Here is a 19178-nt window from a genome sequence, read left to right on the forward strand (position 1 = left end):
TGATATTTTATCATGATATGTTTTGATGCTATAAGGCCTCAATACAAATGCCCCTCCCCGGAAGAAATCGAAGGCTTACTGCCGCGCAGAACCAAGCGAACAAAACTGTATCGGCTTTCTCAACTTGCTTTGTGAATATCAAGACCTGAGGAAGAAGAACCACGGCAAGGGAGGACGAGACTTTGCCCTCCCAGCGTATGGCTCATGTCAAACGAAATCGATATGCTTGTAGAACGGCATTTCACGAAGCCGTTTGCCGGTCGCTGCAAAGATAGCATTCGCAAGAGCAGGCGCCGCGGGCGGCACTGGCGGCTCGCCAATGCCCCGGATCTTGGGAGAATTCTCAAGCCCGCGGACAATGATTTCCGGGCACTGGTGAAGCCGCATGGCTTCATGGTCATAGAAATTCTGTTGCTCTGCCATACCGTCGGAATAAGTGATCTCGCAGTTCATGGCGTGTCCAAGCCCGAACACGACACCGCCCTTGACCAGATTGTCAAAGTTCACGGGATCGATCACCCGGCCGACATCAGCTGCCACATAGACCTTGTCAATCCTGATGCCATATTCCGTGTTGGTGACTTCCACCACTTCCGCAACCGGCACACCGAAGCTTTCAACGAAAGCCACACCCCTGCCCCGGTTTGGGCCCAGGTCACTGCCCCAGCTTGACATCTCCCCCACCGCTTCAAGCACACCGCGCGCGAGCGGCTCAGCGCACAGACGAATGCGCTCCTCCAGCGGATCAGCGCCCGCAGCATGGATCAGCTCATCAAGGAAACAATCAGCAAAAAATCCGTTTGTAGATGCCCCTACTGACCGCCAACTGCTGACAGGCGCCAGGCCATCTGTGCGGTAGCCTGTCATGCGGAAATGCGGCAGGTCGTATGGGATATTCCAGGCGCCAGCGGCGATCTGCCGATCCGCACCCGGAGGGGCCACCTGGTTCTGGCGCGGCAGTTGGGACGCCTGAACAGACGGGCTGGCGATACCCAGGTCATAGGCCTCTATTCTGCCGTCCTTGACCACACCCCGCATCCGTCCCATGGAAATTTGGCGCGGGAAATCGTGGGCGAAGTCTTCTTCGCGGCTGTATGTCAGCTTCACCGGCGTGCCGCGCATGGCCATGGCAACCTCAGCCGCGCGCTTGACATGCTCGTCCTCCAGCCGGTGGCCAAAGCTGCCGCCCGCATATTGGTTGTGAAGCCGCACCTGGCTTGGCTCCACGCCCACAATCTGGGCCACATTGGCCTGCACGAAGCGCGGCAACTGAGCCGCCGTCCAGACATCCACACCACCATCTGTCACCAGCACTGTCGCCGAAATCGGCTCAAGCGGTGCGTGGGCGACATAGGGTGCACGGTATTCGGCCTCAATCACATCTGCGTCCGCAAGCGCTGCTTCTACGTCCCCCTCCTCGCGCCAGACATTATCCACATGCTCTTCCGTGAAGCTGTTCGATAGCAGGTCCCAGTGGCCTTCCATCTCAGCCGGGTAGCTCACCGGGCCCCAGTTACAGTCGATAGCGTTCGCCGCCTGAATGGCGCGCCACGTGTTGTCCGCCACTACGGCGACACCGCCCGAAACGCGCATGATTTTCTTCACGCCCCGCATACCCTCAGCAGCAGCGGCATCATAGCTGACAAGCTCACCACCCTGGCGCGGGTTCAATTTGACTGTCGCGTGCACCATGCCGTTAAATTCGAGGTCGATGCCGTAGGTCAGCGTACCGGTGGATTTCGCGACGATATCAAGGCGTTGCTGCGGCTTTCCAATGTAACGCCATTCGCCGGGCTCACGCAGGCTGACATCCGTAACGGGTTCTATTTGGCTCGCGGCTGCCGCCAACTCTTCATAGGGCACACGTGTGCCATCCGGCAGCACAACAGTGCCCGCATCGGTCTTGAGCGCGCTTATTGGCACGCCCGCCTGTTTTGAAGCGGCTTTCTTCAGCGTTTCGCGCGCCACTGCCCCTGCAAGACGCAGCTTGTCAAATGAGTCCGGCACAGCACTTGAGCCACCCGTTACCTGCGCCCCCATCAGCTTGATCACACCGCCCATCACATCGCGCATGGTCTCTGCTGCGAAGCTTTCGTCCGTGGACATAAAGGGTACTGCCTCTGTCGCGAGCGCGGTGTTATAATAGGCTGGCGCTGGATCCCCGGGGCTTACCCTCACCTTCAGCGGATCAACGTCCAGTTCTTCAGCAATCAGCATGGCCTGCATGGAGCGAACACCCTGCCCGATATCTGCGTGGGGCGCGATCAGCGTCACACCATCTGCGTCGATTTTCACCCAAGGCGTTAGCGCCGCCTCACCGTCCTTGAGGTTCTTAAGAAGCGGGTTCGCATGCGGTTTCTTGACCATATAAAAACCGAAAGCCACCCCGCCGATTACGGCGGCTGATCCCACGAGGAAAGCACGGCGGGTATAGGTTTTGATCTTGCCCATGCTCAAGCCTCCTGCAGCTTGGCAGCCGCGGCCTTGACGGCCTCGCGGATGCGCGGATAGGTGCCGCAGCGGCACAGGTTGCCCGACATGGCATCATCAATATCCTGATCGGATGGGTTCGGGTTTTCCGCAAGCAAGGAAGCCGCCTGCATCACTTGACCCGATTGGCAATAGCCGCACTGGGCCACCTGCTTTTCAATCCAAGCTTCCTGCACGATATGTAAGGCATCTGGCGTACCAAGGCCTTCAATGGTTGTGACCTCCACGCCCACAGCATCCGCCGCAGGCACTTGGCAAGACCGCATGGCAACACCGTCAATATGCACAGTGCAGGCACCACACTGGGCCACACCGCAGCCATACTTCACGCCTTTGATGTTCAGTTCGTCGCGAAGCACCCACAAAAGGGGCATATCGTCTTCCACATCCACATCATAGGACGTGCCGTTGACTGTAAGCTGCATGAAGGGCCTCCCGCTTTCCTGCCAATTTGGCGGCAAGCTTACCAAGAAAGCGGCATTCTCCAAAAGTTATATGCGAGTGCAACGCAGAAAGGGTGGCTGAGGCCACCCCCTGCCCCCTAGCCTTCGTGCCGGAAAACGACAGTGCCAAGAGGCGGCAAGGTCAGCATCAGCGAATAGGGCTTGATATGCCACGGCACGTCTTCTGCCGCGTGACCACCATAATTGCCAACATCGGATCCGCCATAATGGGCGGAATCCGTATTCATCACCTCCGCCCAGTGGCCGCCATAAGGCACACCAACGCGGTAGCCATGGCGCGGCACGGGCGAGAAGTTGCACACCACAAGGCATGGCGGGTCGCCGGGGTCGCCCCAGCGCAGGAAGCTGACTACATTGTCTTCCGCCGCCCCGCCGTCTATCCACTCAAAGCCATCGGCCGTGCAGTCACGGCGGTGAAGGGCTGGTGTGCTGGCGTAAAGGCGGTTCAGGTCACTCACCAGTGTCTGGATGTTTTTATGGTCGGCGTTTTCCAAGAGATGCCAGTCTAGGCTGGCATCCGCATTCCATTCCCGTTCCTGGGCAAATTCGCCCCCCATGAACAGCAATTTCTTGCCTGGATGCGTCCACATGAAGCCGTAGTAGGCCCGCAGGTTCGCGAACTTCTGCCAGCGGTCCCCCGGCATGCGCCCAATCAGCGAACCTTTACCGTGCACCACTTCATCGTGGCTGAGCGGCAAGATATAATTTTCCGAAAAAGCATAATTAATACCGAAGGTTAGCTGGTGGTGATGATGCTTCCTGTGAACTGGCTCCTTGCTCATGTAATCGAGCGTATCGTTCATCCAGCCCATGTTCCACTTGAAGCCGAAGCCAAGCCCACCAGCGCTTGTGGGGGTGGAAACACCAGGCCAGGCCGTCGATTCTTCCGCCACTGTCATGATGCCGTCTGACAGGCTGTAGACCCGCTCGTTCATATGCTTGAGGAACTGGATCGCCTCCAGGTTCTCGTTGCCACCATGCTCGTTCGGGATCCACTCGCCGTCCTCGCGGCTATAGTCCAGGTAAAGCATCGAAGCCACGGCATCCACGCGCAGGCCGTCCAGATGATATTCCTCCAGCCAGAACTGGGCGTTGGAAACCAGATAGTTCTCCACCTCCCGGCGGCCAAAATTGAAGATCAGCGTATTCCAGTCCGGGTGAAAGCCCTTCTTCGGGTCGGCGTGCTCATAAAGGTGCGTGCCGTCAAAATGCGCCAGTCCGTGCTCATCTGACGGGAAGTGCCCCGGCACCCAATCAAGGATCACACCAATGCCCGCTTCATGGCAGGCGTTCACAAAGGCTTTGAAGTCCGCAGGTGTGCCGAACCGGCGCGTGGGCGAATAAAGCCCCACGGGCTGGTACCCCCACGAACCGTCAAATGGATGCTCCGTCACCGGCAAAAGCTCTATATGGGTGAAGCCAAGCCCCTTGACATAAGGGATCAGCTTTTCAGCCAGCTCGTGATAGTCCAGGAACGGGTTTTCCGCGTCCCATGTGCGCTGCCATGACCCCAAATGGACCTCGTAAACCGAAATCGGCTTGGTACGGTCCTGCAGGGCGCCGCGGCCCTTCATCCAGCCTTCGTCTGTCCAGTCATAGCCCTTAAGGTCCCGCACGACAGAAGCCGTGTTCGGGCGGTATTCGGTGCCGAAGGCGAAGGGGTCAGACTTCAGCGGCAATTGCCTGCCGCCTGCCCCGAAGATACAGAATTTATAGTGCGCACCGTCCTCGATGCCCGGCACAAAAAGTTCCCAGATACCGCTGGCACCACGCGACCGCATGGGGTGCTGGGCCGCGTTCCAATGGTTGAAATCCCCCACCACACTCACGTTAGAGGCCGATGGCGCCCAAACGGCGAAATGCGTGCCATCTGCGCCCTCATACGTCATCACATGCGCGCCAAGGCATTCATAGGCCCGCTCATGACTGCCTTCTGACAGGAGATGCAGGTTGAAATCATCCAGCACAGGGCCAAAGCGGTATGGGTCGTCATAGGTCCAGCTTTGCTCGCCCTGCCAGGCTTTCAAAAGGTAACCGCTTTTCGCTTTTGAGGCCGCGAGCGTACCTTCGAACAGGCCGTGGTCGCCAATCTTCTTGAGCGTTGTGACTGGCGCCCTGCCCTTTGGCGTGAATACTTCCACGCGCTCTGCCCCAGGTGCCATCGTGCGAATGACGGTAGTTTTGCCCGAAGGATGGCGACCAAGGCATGCAAACGGATCGCCATGACGGCCCGCTTCCAGCGCACTGACGTCTTCAGCCGCCAAGGTCCCGTTACTGTGTGAACTCATACCGTCCCCTCGCACACTAGAGCGCTTTCCAGATATCGTTCGCATAGCCCCGGATTGTCCGGTCAGCCGAGAACCAACCCATGTTGGCTGTGTTCAGCACCGCCATCCGCTGCCAGGTATCCTGGTCCTTGAACTCGCCATCAATCTTACGCTGGATGTCCCAGTAGGCCTGGAAGTCCGGCGTTACCTGAAAATAATCATGCGCAAGGACATTGTCGACAATGCCCTTGAAGCGCTCGGTATCGCCATTTGAGTAGAAACCGCTTGAGATTTGCGTTACCACCTCCTGAAGGCGCGGCGTTTCCGCCACTGTCACCCAAGGCTGGCAGCCGCCGTGCTGGCGGGCAGCCACTTCGTCTGCCTCCAGACCAAAGATAAAGATATTGTCGTCACCGACATGCTCTTTGATCTCAACATTCGCGCCATCAAGTGTGCCAACGGTCAGTGCACCATTGAGGGCAAATTTCATATTGCCGGTGCCTGAGGCCTCAAAGCCCGCCGTTGAAATCTGTTCCGACAGGTCAGCGCCCGGGATCAGGATTTCCGCGGCCGACACGTTGTAGTTCGGCAGGAACACGAGCTTCAGAAGGCCGTCCACGTCTGGGTCATTATTGATCACCTTGGCCGCGTCGTTGATCAGCTTGATGATCAGCTTCGCCAGCGTATAGCTTGGCGCGGCCTTGCCAGCAAAAATTTTCACGCGTGGCTGCCATCCGGCCTTAGGGTCCGCCTTCATGGCGTTATAAAGCGCCATCGTCTCCAGCGCGTTCATCAGCTGGCGCTTGTATTCATGGATGCGCTTGATCTGGATATCGAAAAGCGCTGTCGGGTCCACCTTGATGCCAACTTCGCTTTGAATATAGGCCGCCAGCCGCTTCTTGTTTTCAAGCTTTACGGCTTTGAACTTATCACGGAACGCCTTGTCTTCGGCATAAGGCACAAGCTCAGAAATATGGCTCAGGTCCCCAACCCAATCCTCACCGATTGTCTCGGTAATCAGCTCCGCAAGGCCGGGGTTGCACTCCTTCAGCCAGCGGCGCGGCGTGATGCCGTTTGTCTGGTTCAGGATGCGGTCGGGATACACTTCGTGAAGGTCCTTGAACACCGTCTGTTTCATCAGCTCGGTATGCAGCGCCGATACGCCATTCACCCGTTTCGCCCCGATGAAGGCCAGGTTCCCCATGCGAACCCAGCCACCATGGTGCGGGTCAATCGCCTGCATCGGTGCGGGGTCCTTGCCTTCAAACTTGGCGCGAATTTCGGCTGCGAACAGATTATCGATCTCGCGGATGATCTGCAGGTGGCGTGGCAGGCAGCGCTCGATCAGCTCAAGCGGCCATTTTTCAAGCGCTTCAGGCAGAAGCGTGTGGTTGGTATAGTTCAGGCAACCGCGCGCGATCTCGAACGACTGCACGAACTCCATGTCGTGCTCGTCCACCAGCAAGCGCACCAGCTCGGGCACAGCAATCGCCGGGTGGGTATCATTAAGCTGGATCGCGACATGCTTCGGCAGCGCCGTCAGGTCCTTGTTATCGAGAAGGAACCGGTGCAGCAGATCCTGCAAGCTGGCGGACGTGAAGAAGACTTCCTGCTTCAAGCGAAGTTCCCGCCCTTCCGCCGTATGATCGCCCGGATAAAGCACTTTAGTGATCGATTCCGCCAGCACCTGCTGGCGCGATGCGGCCATGAACTCACCCTGGTTGAACTGATGCAGGTTCAGCGTTTCAGCCGAGCGGGCAGACCACAGCCGAAGCGTGTTCACATGCTTGCCCTGCCAGCCTGCGATCGGCGTATCGAAAGCACCGGCCAGGATGCGCTCGCTTGGCGTCCACACCATTTTGCCCTGCGCGTCCTGCTGCACAGAGCCACCGAAACTGATGGGGTAGGATACTTCAGGCCGGTGGAATTCCCAGTTATTGCCGAAGATCAGCCAGTCTTCGGGCTCCTCTAGCTGCCAGCCGTCCTGGAAACTTTGGCGGAAAATGCCGTGCTCGTACCGGATACCGTAGCCCATGCCGGCCACGCCCACTGTGGCCATCGAATCCAGGAAACAGGCCGCCAGACGCCCTAGCCCGCCGTTCCCAAGCGCAGGGTCGGGCTCTGCCTCCAGGATTTCCTGCAGGTCAAGACCATGCTCTGAGAAAAAGCCCTTCGCCTCAGCGGTCAGCCCCATATTTGAGATGGCGTCTTCAAGAAGCCGCCCGATCATGAACTCCATCGACAGATAATAAACCCGCTTGGCTTTTTCCTTGTATATGCGGCGAGTGGTATCCATCCAGCCGTCCACCATGCGGTCCCGCACCGCAAGCGATAGGGCCGCACACCAATCACGCCGAACCGCGTGCGATGCATCCTTGCCCACGGAATAAACAAGGTGCCGAAGAACGGCCTCACCGAGGGGAACATTTTTCGGGTCGAGAGATTCGGGCAACTTCTCAAGCTTGGTATCTGTCATAATATCTTAGCCTTGCTGGGGTAATCGGTCATGGCGGTCGGGGGCTTCGTTGCCATCGACGGATGTATAGAAAAGAAAACCGAATATGTTGCAGTTTGGTTATTTGCCGATGATGTTTTCATTGTGTGGCACACTCAGCACAAATCGGTTTTTCTTTGCGTGTTTCAGTTGCACGCTTTGAACTATTTATGCAATGATAGCGCTGTCATTGCAATATTATTTGCCAGATTATAGATTTATGCCCGCATTTCAACAGGGAGGCAACCTTGACCCCACCACTCGCATCCAAACCGTATTCTCGTCATGCCATGGCATATGTTCTGGCCGGTGGTCGCGGTAGTCGCCTGAAGGAGCTGACAGACAAGCGCGCCAAGCCAGCTGTATATTTTGGCGGCAAAAGCCGGATCATCGATTTTGCCTTATCGAACGCCATGAATTCGGGTATCCGGCGGATCGGGGTTGCAACCCAATATAAGGCGCACAGCCTGATCAGGCACCTGCAAAGGGGCTGGAACTTCTACCGCGCCGAACGGAACGAAAGCTTCGACATTCTACCGGCAAGCCAGCGCGTCACCGAGAACCAATGGTATGAAGGCACGGCAGACGCGGTATACCAGAATATCGACATTATCGAATCATACGCGCCTAAATTCATGGTGATCCTGGCGGGCGACCATGTCTATAAGATGGACTATGAAATCATGCTGGAGGAGCACGTGAACTCTGGCGCGGATGTCACCATCGGCTGCCTGGAAGTAACGCCCGAGGAAGCCAAAGGTTTCGGCGTGATGCATGTGGACGATGGCGACTTCATCACCGACTTCCTGGAGAAGCCGGCGGACCCGCCCACGATTCCGGGCAAGCCGCATGCCTGCCTGGCATCCATGGGCATCTATGTGTTCGAGACCAAGTTCCTTTTTGACCTGCTGCGCCGCGACGCCGCAAACCCGAAAAGCAGCCGAGATTTCGGCAAGGACATCATCCCCTACATCGTGGAAAACGGGAAGGCCTTCGCCCACCGCTTCACCAAATCCTGCGTGCGTGCCGTACCCGGCGGAGAAGCCTACTGGCGAGATGTGGGCACAGTGGACAGTTACTGGGAAGCCAACCTCGACCTCGCGACCATTGAGCCTGGCCTGAACCTCTATGACCGCGAATGGCCCATCTGGACCTACGCGGAAATCACGCCGCCCGCAAAGTTCATTCACGACCAGGACGGCCGCCGCGGCGCGGGCGTAAACTCGCTTGTAGCCGGTGGCTGCATCGTGTCAGGTAGCCGGGTTGACCGGTCTCTCCTGTTCACCGGCGTGCATGCGCATTCTTATAGCCGCCTCAAGCGAACGGTTGTGCTTCCCTACGTAACCATCAACCGGGATGCCCGCATCAAGGACGCGGTGATTGACCGGGGCGTGACCATTCCCAAAGGGCTTGTCGTGGGTGAAGACCCTGTCGAGGATGCGCGCCGCTTCCGCCGCACAGATAAAGGCGTCTGCCTGATCACCCAGACCATGATCGACAAGCTGGAGGACAATTAATGCCCAAGTCCAGCGCGCGGCGAGTTCTCTTCGTTGCGTCAGAATGCTTTCCACTCCTGAAGACCGGGGGGCTGGCGGATGTTGCTGGTGCCCTGCCCCTTGAGCTTGCCAAATCGGGTCTCGATGTGCGCATGCTGCTGCCTGCCTTCCCGGCTGTGAAAGCTGGGGCGAAGCGCCCAAAGAAACTGGCGGAAATCAAGGACCTGTTCGGCGGGCCAGCAGCGCTCTATAGCGCAACGGCGGCAACAGGACTGAAGCTGTTCATGCTGGATGCACCGCATCTCTATGACATTGAAGGCAACCCATATCTGGACAGCAAAGGCAAGGACCGGGCGGACAATCATATCCGCTATGCTGCGCTTTCATTTGCTGCGGCGGAACTGGCCATGGGTCGGCACACTGACTGGGAGGCCGATACTGTCCATGCCCATGACTGGCAGGCGGGACTGACAGCGGCTTACATCGCCCTTGAAGACGGCCCGCGCCCCAAAACCGTTTTCACCATCCATAACCTAGCGTTCCAGGGCCTGTTCGACAAAAAGCACTTGGCCTCCCTTAAACTGCCCCGCAGCCTATTCCACCAGAACGGGATCGAATATTGGGACCAGATCGGCTTCCTCAAGGCAGGCATAGTCTATAGCGACCATGTCACGACAGTAAGCCCGTCATACGCGGCGGAGATCGCCACAGAAGACAAAGGTATGGGGCTTGGCGGGCTCTTGGCGAGCCTGGGCCCAAAACTTTCGGGCATTGTGAACGGCATCGACACGGATGTCTGGAACCCGGAAACAGATCCTACCCTCCCCGCTTCTTACAGCCGTCAGAAGGCTGCAGGCAAAGCAAAATGCAAGCAGGCGCTGCAGGCAGAAATGGGCCTGAAGCAAGACGCCAAAACACCGCTTTTCTGCGTGATCAGCCGGATGACAGACCAGAAGGGCCTTGATCTACTTCTGGAGGCCGTGCCGCATATTGTCGGTAATGGTGCACAGCTCGCGGTGCTCGGATCCGGCGACAAGGATCTGGAGGCCGGCTTCATGAAAGCCGCCAAAGACCACCCTGGTATGGTGAGCACCACAATCGGCTATGATGAAGCCATGTCCCACCGCATCCAGGCGGGGGCGGATGTGATCTTTGTCCCGTCCCGGTTCGAGCCCTGCGGCCTGACACAACTTTGCGCCATGCGCTATGGCACGCTGCCGCTGGTGGCACGGGTGGGTGGCCTTGCTGACACCGTGATTGACGCCAACCTGGCTGCGTTGCAGGCGGGCACCGGCACCGGCTTTATGTTCAGCCCGGTCACACAGGATGCCCTGCGCGCTGCATTTGACCGGGCGCTTAAGGCCTATGGCAACAAAGCCGCCTGGCGCAAATTGGTGCGTGGCGCCATGGGATATGACGTCAGTTGGCAAGCACCGGCTGCAGCCTACGCCGCCGTCTATGACGCGCTGACCAAAGACTGAGGGGTGTTTGATGGCAAAAGGGGCTGTGATCCAGCCGGGACGACCGAATCCCCTTGGCGCCACACCACTTGAAGGCGGCACCAATTTTGCGCTGTTTTCCGAGAACGCAACAGGGGTGGACCTGTGCCTCTTTGCGCCAGATGGCAAGCGTGAAGTCGCGCGCCATGCGCTGCCGGAACGTACAGGCAACATATGGCACGGCTTCCTGCCGGGCGTGACAGACGGCCAGCTTTATGGCTACCGTGTTCACGGCCCCTATGCGCCCAAGGAAGGCCACCGTTTCAATGCCAACAAACTGCTAATCGACCCATATGCCAAAAGGCTGTCGGGCACCTTCGGCGACCGGCGGGTCCTTCTGGGGTATGATCCCGGCCACACAGAGAAAGACCTGTCCTTCTGCACGCTAGACAGCGCATCCCACATGCCCAAATGTGTGGTCGGCGCGCCTGCCTTTCGTTGGGGCGAGGACACGCCACCAGGCACCCCCATGGCAAACACCATTATCTATGAAGCCCATGTGAAAGGCCTGACGCGCCTGCATATGGGCGTTCCCGCCAAGGCGCGCGGCACATTTGAAGGGCTAACAGCACCCAAGATGCTGGATCACTTGGTCAAGCTGAGCGTCTCGGCCATTGAACTGCTGCCGGTCCAAAGCTTCTTCCCGGAGCCCCGCCTGACGGACATGGGGCTCACTAACTATTGGGGCTATAACCCCATCAATTATTTTGTTCCCGAACCCGCCTATATGGGCCCTTCGGGCGAACAATCATTCCAGAAGATGGTGCGTGCGCTGCATACAGCCGGGATCGAAGTCATTTTGGATGTGGTCTATAACCACACAGCCGAAAGCTGGGAACTTGGCCCAACCCTTTCCTACCGCGGCATTGACAACGCCAGTTATTACCGGCTGCAACCGGATGCCCCGCGCTTTTACGTTAACGACACCGGCTGCGGCAACAGCCTGCGTACCGACCACCCCATGGTGATGTGCATGGTAATGGACAGCCTGCGCTACTGGGTTACAGACATGCATGTGGATGGCTTCCGCTTTGACCTGGCCCCCACCATGGCCCGCACCCAAGAAGGCTTCTGTGCCGATGCCCCTCTCATAGCCGCCATGCAGCAGGACCCGGTGCTCAAAGGTGTCAAACTCATCATGGAACCGTGGGACGTGGGACCGCACGGTTACCAGCTTGGAAGTTTCCCGGCAGGCATGGCCGAATGGAACGACCGCTACCGCGACCAGGTGCGCAGCTACTGGCGCGGCCACAAGGGCGCGAAGGCCGACCTGGCAGGCGGCCTATTGGGGTCTGCCGACATATTCGATGCGCGCCACCGCAAACCGCAGGATAGCGTGAACTTCATCACCAGCCATGACGGCTTCAACCTCACGGACCTGGTAAGCTATAGCCACAAACGCAATGAAGCCAACGGCGAACAGAACCGCGACGGGCACGGCCACAATATCAGTGACAATTGCGGCCATGAAGGCGCGACGGATGATGCGGCCATTCTGGCACGCCGCGCAAGGCGCAAGCGCAACCTTCTGGCCACGCTGATGCTGTCGCAGGGCACGCCGATGCTGCTGGCGGGAGATGAGATCGGCCACAGCCAGCAAGGCAACAATAACGCCTATTGCCAGGATAATGAAATCACCTGGCTTGATTGGGCAGGCACTGACGCCGACCTGACGGATTTTGTGGCGGGGCTAATCCGATTACGGAAAACCAACGCTTTGCTAAGACAAGAGAAATACCTGCATGACGCCAACGAGGTTGAATGGTTGGACGCCGGTGGCGGACCGCTTGAAGGCAGCGCTTGGCACTCCGACACCAGCCATTTCGGATGCCTCTTGAAGGGCCAATCGGAAGCGCTGTTAATGCTGATGAACGCGGACGCAACAGATGTGGACTTCCGCCTGCCTGGCGGAGATTGGGCATGCGTGCTAGACACCGGCAGCGAGACGCCATTTAAAGAAACCCGCACCGATAGCCAGGCTATCAGCCTCAAGGGCGAAAGTGTCATGCTATTGAAAGGCAGCCCACATGCTTGATGGCGAACTCTTGCACCGGCTTTGCCACGCGTATGGCATTCAGGAAGGCTTCCATGACCTGAGCGGCCATTTTCACCAGGCGTCAGCCGAAACCAGGAACATGCTGCTTGAAAACTTCGGCGTGCCGATCGGCGATGAAAAGCGCGCTTGGCAGCACCTGCTGGGCCGCGAGGAAGACCAGCGGCGCCCGCTGCCGCACACGGTTGTCATCCGCTACGCCCACGAGGGCATGACCCTTTGGCCTGCCCGCGCGGACGATCATACAATCCCGTGGCGGCTGATCATGGAAGACGGCAATTTTCTTGAAGGCGAGGCGCGCAGCGATAATGGCATTGAAATCCCCAGCAACACGCCACTTGGATACCACCGGCTTGAGCTGTGGCCCGATAGCGGCGCGATGCAAGAAAGCTTCCTGATCATCGCCCCCCAATCGGCCCGGCATGTGGACAGCAGCCGCAAGCGCTGGGGCATCACCACACCGCTTTATGGGCTGAAGTCCAGCCGCAACTGGGGCATTGGCGACTTTGAAGACCTGGCCAACCTGGCAACAGCGGCGGGCGAACAAGGCGCGGCCTTCATCGGCATCAACCCTGTGCATGCGCTGTTTCCGAAGGCGCCCGGCATGTATAGCCCCTATTCGCCTTCAAGCCGCGAATTCCTCAATGTGATGCACATCGCCGTCGACCGCATCGCGGAATTTTGGGAAGACGAGAGCGGCCAGAAATTTATGAAATCCCGTTCCACCATGGCCGCGCTCAAAAAGGCCCGCGACACTGACCATGTGGACTATCCGGCGGTTTATGCGCTCAAACTGAAGGCATTTGAAAAGGCTTTCAGCATTTTTGAAAGCCACCCCGACCGCCACCCGCGGAAAGTCGCCTATCGCCGGTATCTCAAGAAGAAGGGCAAGGCGCTTTGGCATCATTGCCTGTATGAAGTGCTGGCGGAACATCTGGGCGGCGAGGACACCCCGCTCTATGACTGGCAGGCATGGGACAAGGCGTATCACAGGCCTTCAGGGCGCGCCTGCAAATCCTTTGAGGCAGAGAACCGAAGCCGCATCCACTTCTATGCCTACCTGCAATGGATCGCCGCCGAACAGATAGACCACGCCCAGCAGGCTGCACTCAGCGCCGGGATGGATATTGGCCTCTATCTGGACCTTGCTGTTGGCATGGTGCCAGGCGGCGCGGAGGTCTGGACCAACCAGAAAGCCACCGCAACCCGCGCCAGTCTGGGTGCGCCGGGCGATGACGCCAACCCGGACGGCCAGAAATGGCACCTTTCCCCGCTTGACCCAAATGCCCTGAAGGAAACCGGATATGCCCTGTTCCGCAAGACGCTTCGGAATATGATGGCCTCAGCCGGGATGATCCGCATCGACCACATCCTGGGCGCCAACCGCAGTTTCTGGAGCCCGCTTGGATCTGACACGCCAGGCGGCTATGTGACCTATCCACTGGATGACCTGCTGGGCATCATCGCGCTTGAATCCAACAGGTCAAACTGCCTTGTTGTTGGCGAAGACCTGGGCATGGTGCCAGAAGGCTTCCGCGACACGCTGGGGCGCAACGGCTTGATGGGCTGTTCGCTTTTCCTGTTCGAGCGCTATGAGGACGGCTCGTTCAAACAACCATACGACTATCCGCCGAACAGGCTGGCCTCCCTGTCGAACCATGATTTCCCGACCATCGCAGGCTTTCTGGACGGCGCAGACATCCGCTGGCGGGAAGAACTGGGCATTGGGGCGACGGATGAGCAACTCGCAGACGCCCGCGCCCGCCGTGATACTGACAGGTTCCGCATCAAGGCCATGCTGCGTGACGCCGGCATGCTGGCGCAAGACACAGATGACGAGAAAGATGTTATCATAGGCCTGCACAGGTTCCTGGCCAGCACGGGCGCGAGCTTGATTGCCGTTCAGATTGAAGACCTTCTGGGTCAGGTGGAGCAGATGAACGTGCCCGGCACCACGTCAGAACAACCGAACTGGCGCCGCAAGTTGTCTCATCCAATTGAAACAATCTTTAGCGACAAAGCGGTATCGGATATTTTGACAGCCGTCACAGGCATACGCCCTAGCCAGGCAGACGATTGCGGGAGCGAGAACAATGACCATCAAAACCGTTAAGACCAGCCCGTTCGAAGGACAGAAGCCCGGCACATCGGGCCTCAGGAAGAAGGTTAAGGTTTTCCAGACACCCGGCTATCTGGAAAATTTCGTCCAGAGCATTTTTGATGCTCTTGGCGGCGTCGAAGGCGCTTCGCTGGTGCTAGGAGGTGACGGTCGGTTCTATAACGACGTTGCCATCCAGACCATCCTGAAAATGGCGGCCGCGAGTGGCGTTGCCCGCGTTGTAGTGGGGCAGAATGGTTTCCTGTCCACCCCAGCTGCGTCCTGTGTGATCCGCAAGGGGAAGCACACGGGCGGCATTATCCTGTCCGCCAGCCACAATCCGGGCGGCCCGGACGATGATTTCGGCATCAAATATAATGCTTCGAACGGCGGGCCGGCGGCGGAAAAGATCACCGACGCCATCTATGCCAGAACGCAAACCATCAGCGAATACCGTATGCTTGAAGCGCCAGACCTTGATCTGGGGGCTCTTGGGGAAGTCACCCTTGGCGACATGCAGGTCGAGATCGTTGACCCGGTCGCTGACTATATCGAGCTGATGGAAGACCTGTTTGACTTTGACGCCATCAGAAGCCTGTTCAAGGGGGGCTTTCGCCTCTGTTTTGACGCCATGCACGCCATCACTGGCCCCTACGCCAAAGCGATTTTCGAAGGAGCGCTCGGGGCACCGGAAGGAACCGTTATCAATGGCGATCCAAGTCCGAATTTCGGTGGCGGCCACCCGGACCCGAATCCCGTTTACGCCAAGGACCTGTTCAACATTATGTTTGGCCCGGACGCCCCCAACATGGGCGCAGCGTCTGATGGCGACGGCGACCGCAACATTGTTCTGGGCCGCAGCACCTATGTGGCCCCGTCAGATAGCCTTGCGGTGCTGGCAGCCAATGCCCAGGTCGTGCCTGCCTATAACCAGGGGCTTCGCGGCGTAGCCCGGTCCATGCCCACTAGCTGCGCAGTGGACCGAGTGGCTGCCGCCATGAAAATACCCTGCTTTGAAACACCGACTGGGTGGAAATATTTCGGCAACCTGCTGGACGCCGGGCGTGCAACTTTGTGCGGGGAGGAAAGTGCCGGCACCGGGTCAGACCATGTGCGTGAAAAAGACGGCATCTGGGCTGTGCTGATGTGGCTCAATATCCTGGCGGAAACCGGCAGCAGTGTTGCTGACCTTTTGACGAGCCACTGGCGCACCTATGGCCGCAACTATTATTCCCGCCACGACTATGAAGCGGTCGACGCTCGCGCCGCGCAGGAGCTGATGGCTGCCCTTCGGGCCAAACTTTCCAACCTGCCAGGCGAACAGTTCGGCGACGAGACTGTCGAGCTCGCGGACGATTTTTCATACTCTGACCCTGTCGACGGTTCTGTCGCATCCGCCCAGGGCATCCGCGTGATCTTCAAAAGCGGCTCCCGCGTGGTGTATCGCTTGTCTGGCACCGGAACTGAAGGTGCGACGCTCCGTGTCTATATCGAACGATATGTGGCAGGGCCTGAAGGCCTGAATGAAGACACCCAGGAAGCTCTAGCGCCGCTCATTGAGACCGCCGGTGAGTTGGCGGAAATCGCAAAACATACCGGCCGAACCGAGCCTTCTGTCATCTCCTGATTATGAAACAACTCGTCTTGTCCCGCCCTTTTCCCGGCGGGGCTTTAGCTAGGCGATTCACAAAAAAAGGGCCCGCGAGGTGCGGACCCTAGTGCCCCAATAGGCTGAGAGGTTAAGTTGCAAAGGGTCAGTTGGCGACTGGGCTGGCGCCAGGATCGCACCAGCCGGAGTTTTCCCCCGATTTCACCAAACCAATGTTGGCGAAAGTCATGCTTGCCTTCCCTGTCACGCTGAACCGGAACGGTTCCAAGAGCGCTTCAAAGTCGGCTTCGTCATTCGAGAGGCAAGCAAGGGGCACGGATACTGTAGTCCACCCTTTGCCGTTGGAAGCCTTCAGGAATACGTCGATATCAAGCGAGCGACTGCAGGCCTCGCCACAGCGAACAGAAAGGCTGGCGCCTTCGCCGTCAAAGCTGTCCACGCGAAGGTCGAACCGGAGCGCCGCACCTGCCACTGCCTGATCGCTCACGTCCATCGCCGGCGCATCGCCCATGAAGAAATAGCCATCCCCATCGCTAAGCCAATTCACCTTTACGGCATCCGCCTGGATATCCTTGTCCACAAGTTCTGCTGTCATGCCGCCCCCCGGAATTTGGGCATAGTAGCCACTGATCACCTGCGAGGACTGATCATTGGCGACAAACAAGCGCCACGGAGACAGCGGACGACCTGCGAACAGGTCCAGGTCGCCTCCTCCACTGGCTGCGACACCCGGCACATCTTCCGGAAGCACACCCAGGTCGGAACTGGCGCCAGCATAGGTCAGTCCATGGCCAAATGGGAAAAGCGGAGCATAGCCTTCATCCTGTGGGTTCAGCCTGCCCTGCAGCGGGTTAGCCGGCCAGGAAAAGGAAAGCCGCCCCTTGAAGTCATGGCGCGGGTTGCCGTCCGCATCCGCGATCAGCACGTCTGCCACACCCTGCCCTTCAGAACCCGGTAGCCATGCAGCGACAAAAGCGTCAGAAGCATTAAGTTCCGGGTTCACCCAGAGCGGTCTACCAGAGAGGAACACAGACACCACAGGGATGCCCTCGCTCTTCAGCTTCTCCAGAAGCGCGAGGCTTTTCTTGCTGCCCGGCTCGAATTCAACCGTATCGATGTCGCCTTGGCCTTCTGCGTATGGGTCTTCGCCAAACACCACGACGGCCACGTCAGGTTTTTCGCTGTAGCTGCCATCTTTTGAAAGCACGGCCCTGCCACCCGCTTGTTCAAGCGCATCGCGGATACCGGCGAAGATGGAGGTCGCGCCAGGAAAATCGCTGTTCTCATTGCCGGTTCCCTGCCAGGTGATGGTCCAGCCACCAGACTGTTTGCCGATGTTGTCGGCGCCGTCACCGGCAACCAGAACAGTCGCAGATGGATTGAGCGGCAGAAGGCCGCCATTGTTCTTCAGCAGCACGAGGCTTTCGCGCACTGCCTGGCGCGCGACCGCACGGTGCGCCGGCTGGCCGATGATGCCGTCCTGCCCCGCAGCACCACGGTCAGACGGGCGGCCCTTTTCAAACAAGCCAGCCCGGATTTTTACCCGCAGGATACGTGACACGGCATCATCAAGCCGGGCCATAGAAATTTCGCCGCTGTTCACCTGGGCCAGCGTATTCTTGTAAAGGTCTCGCCATTCCTCAATTGCCATGAACATATCAAGGCCGGCATTGATGGCTATCGGGCAGGATGCGTTAGTGCAGCCAGGCACCTGGCCATGACCATTCCAATCGCCCACGATAAAACCTTCAAAGCCCATCCGCCCCTTGAGCACATCAGTCAGCAGATATTTGCTGCCATGAAGTTTCTGGCCGTTCCAGCTGGAGAAGCTTGCCATCGCGGACTGAACGCCAGCTGCAAGCGCGCCCTTGTAGCCAGCGGCATGAATGTCCAGCAGCTCTTGCTCAGAAATCTTCGCATCGCCCTGATCATCACCGCCTTCGGTGCCACCATCGGCGACAAAGTGTTTGGCCGTTGAAACGACATGGTCAACATCAAGAAACTCTGACGTGCCCGGAATGCCCTGCACGCCCTCCACCATGGCGCGCCCATATGCCTCTACAATTTCCGGGCTTTCGGAGTAGCTTTCATAAGTTCGCCCCCAACGGTCATCCTGGGCAACCGCAAGTGTTGGCGCGAATGTCCAGTCAATGCCGGTGACGCGCATCTCAAGCGCTGTTACCGCACCGATCTGGCGCAGAAGCTCCGGGTTGTTGGCAGCACCAAGGCCAATGTTGTGGGGAAACAGTGTGGCACCAATAACATTATTGTGGCCATGCACCGCATCGCTGCCCCAGATGATCGGAATCGCCTGACCGCCGTCGGATATGTCCATTGAGGCGTCATAAAAGGCATCGGCCATCGCCAACCATTCCTGTGGCGTCGCATGCTTGTTCCGGTTCGGCAGCGAACCACCACCGTTCAGGACAGAACCGATATGATAGACCTTCACTTCTTCCGGCGAGATGTGCTGGATTTCCACCTGCATGATCTGGCCAACCTTTTCCTCAACTGACATCTGCGCCAAAAGGTCCGCCACCTTCTGTTCGGTGGCTAAGTCTGTCCTGACCGGGCTCTCAATCGCTGGCCAATCAACCGGCCCGGCCTTGCTTTCCGTTGCCGTTGGCGCGTCATCGCAGCCAGCAAGGGTCAGCGCGACTGCTGCCATAAAAATTCTGTAATCAAGATACTTCATAACGTCCGCTTCC

10 protein-coding genes are annotated in these 19178 nt (G+C 58.3%); 5 read left to right on the forward strand and 5 right to left on the reverse strand.

Annotation, left to right across the window (positions count from 1 at the left end):
* Nucleotides 1–207: 207 nt before the first annotated feature.
* From ACFO5Q_RS08040 to ACFO5Q_RS08055, 4 genes are all read right to left on the reverse strand, one after another.
* Nucleotides 208–2451: a xanthine dehydrogenase family protein molybdopterin-binding subunit gene (locus tag ACFO5Q_RS08040; protein WP_068152387.1), complete on the reverse strand. Its 2244-nt coding sequence runs from the start codon at nucleotides 2449–2451 to the stop codon at nucleotides 208–210.
* A gap of 2 nt (nucleotides 2452–2453) precedes the next feature.
* Nucleotides 2454–2915 carry a (2Fe-2S)-binding protein gene (locus ACFO5Q_RS08045; protein ID WP_068152380.1) on the reverse strand — a complete coding sequence of 154 codons (462 nt, stop codon included), beginning with the start codon at nucleotides 2913–2915 and terminating at the stop codon, nucleotides 2454–2456.
* Nucleotides 2916–3031: 116 nt separating this feature from the next.
* Complete coding sequence (gene glgB / locus ACFO5Q_RS08050) at nucleotides 3032–5242, reverse strand: 1,4-alpha-glucan branching protein GlgB (RefSeq protein ID WP_068152378.1); 2211 nt, start codon at nucleotides 5240–5242, stop codon at nucleotides 3032–3034.
* Nucleotides 5243–5258: 16 nt separating this feature from the next.
* Nucleotides 5259–7697 carry a glycogen/starch/alpha-glucan phosphorylase gene (locus ACFO5Q_RS08055; protein ID WP_068152375.1) on the reverse strand — a complete coding sequence of 813 codons (2439 nt, stop codon included), beginning with the start codon at nucleotides 7695–7697 and terminating at the stop codon, nucleotides 5259–5261.
* A gap of 308 nt (nucleotides 7698–8005) precedes the next feature.
* Here ACFO5Q_RS08055 and glgC point away from each other — a divergent pair, with 308 nt between their 5' ends.
* From glgC to ACFO5Q_RS08080, 5 genes are read left to right on the forward strand one after another with little or no spacing between them, the layout of a single operon-like run.
* Nucleotides 8006–9232, forward strand: coding sequence for a glucose-1-phosphate adenylyltransferase (gene glgC, locus ACFO5Q_RS08060; RefSeq protein WP_068152585.1), 1227 nt, complete (start codon nucleotides 8006–8008; stop codon nucleotides 9230–9232).
* Complete coding sequence (gene glgA, locus ACFO5Q_RS08065) at nucleotides 9232–10692, forward strand: glycogen synthase GlgA (RefSeq protein WP_068152373.1); 1461 nt, start codon at nucleotides 9232–9234, stop codon at nucleotides 10690–10692. Before glgC ends, glgA begins: the two co-directional genes overlap by 1 nt.
* A gap of 10 nt (nucleotides 10693–10702) precedes the next feature.
* Nucleotides 10703–12745 carry a glycogen debranching protein GlgX gene (gene glgX / locus ACFO5Q_RS08070; RefSeq protein ID WP_068152372.1) on the forward strand — a complete coding sequence of 681 codons (2043 nt, stop codon included), beginning with the start codon at nucleotides 10703–10705 and terminating at the stop codon, nucleotides 12743–12745.
* The gene (malQ, locus tag ACFO5Q_RS08075) at nucleotides 12738–14876 is read left to right on the forward strand and encodes a 4-alpha-glucanotransferase (protein ID WP_068152370.1); all 2139 of its coding nucleotides are present in this window, start codon (nucleotides 12738–12740) and stop codon (nucleotides 14874–14876) included. The genes glgX and malQ overlap by 8 nt, the downstream gene beginning before the upstream one ends.
* On the forward strand, nucleotides 14857–16488 hold the full coding sequence (locus tag ACFO5Q_RS08080; protein WP_068152368.1) for an alpha-D-glucose phosphate-specific phosphoglucomutase: 1632 nt from the start codon (nucleotides 14857–14859) through the stop codon (nucleotides 16486–16488). The genes malQ and ACFO5Q_RS08080 overlap by 20 nt, the downstream gene beginning before the upstream one ends.
* Nucleotides 16489–16615: 127 nt before the next feature.
* Here ACFO5Q_RS08080 and ACFO5Q_RS08085 read toward each other — a convergent pair whose 3' ends face one another.
* The gene (locus ACFO5Q_RS08085) at nucleotides 16616–19165 is read right to left on the reverse strand and encodes a glycoside hydrolase family 3 protein (protein ID WP_068152366.1); all 2550 of its coding nucleotides are present in this window, start codon (nucleotides 19163–19165) and stop codon (nucleotides 16616–16618) included.
* Nucleotides 19166–19178: the final 13 nt, after the last annotated feature.

The organism is Kordiimonas lipolytica (assembly GCF_042651265.1).
GTDB lineage: Bacteria > Pseudomonadota > Alphaproteobacteria > Sphingomonadales > Kordiimonadaceae > Kordiimonas > Kordiimonas lipolytica.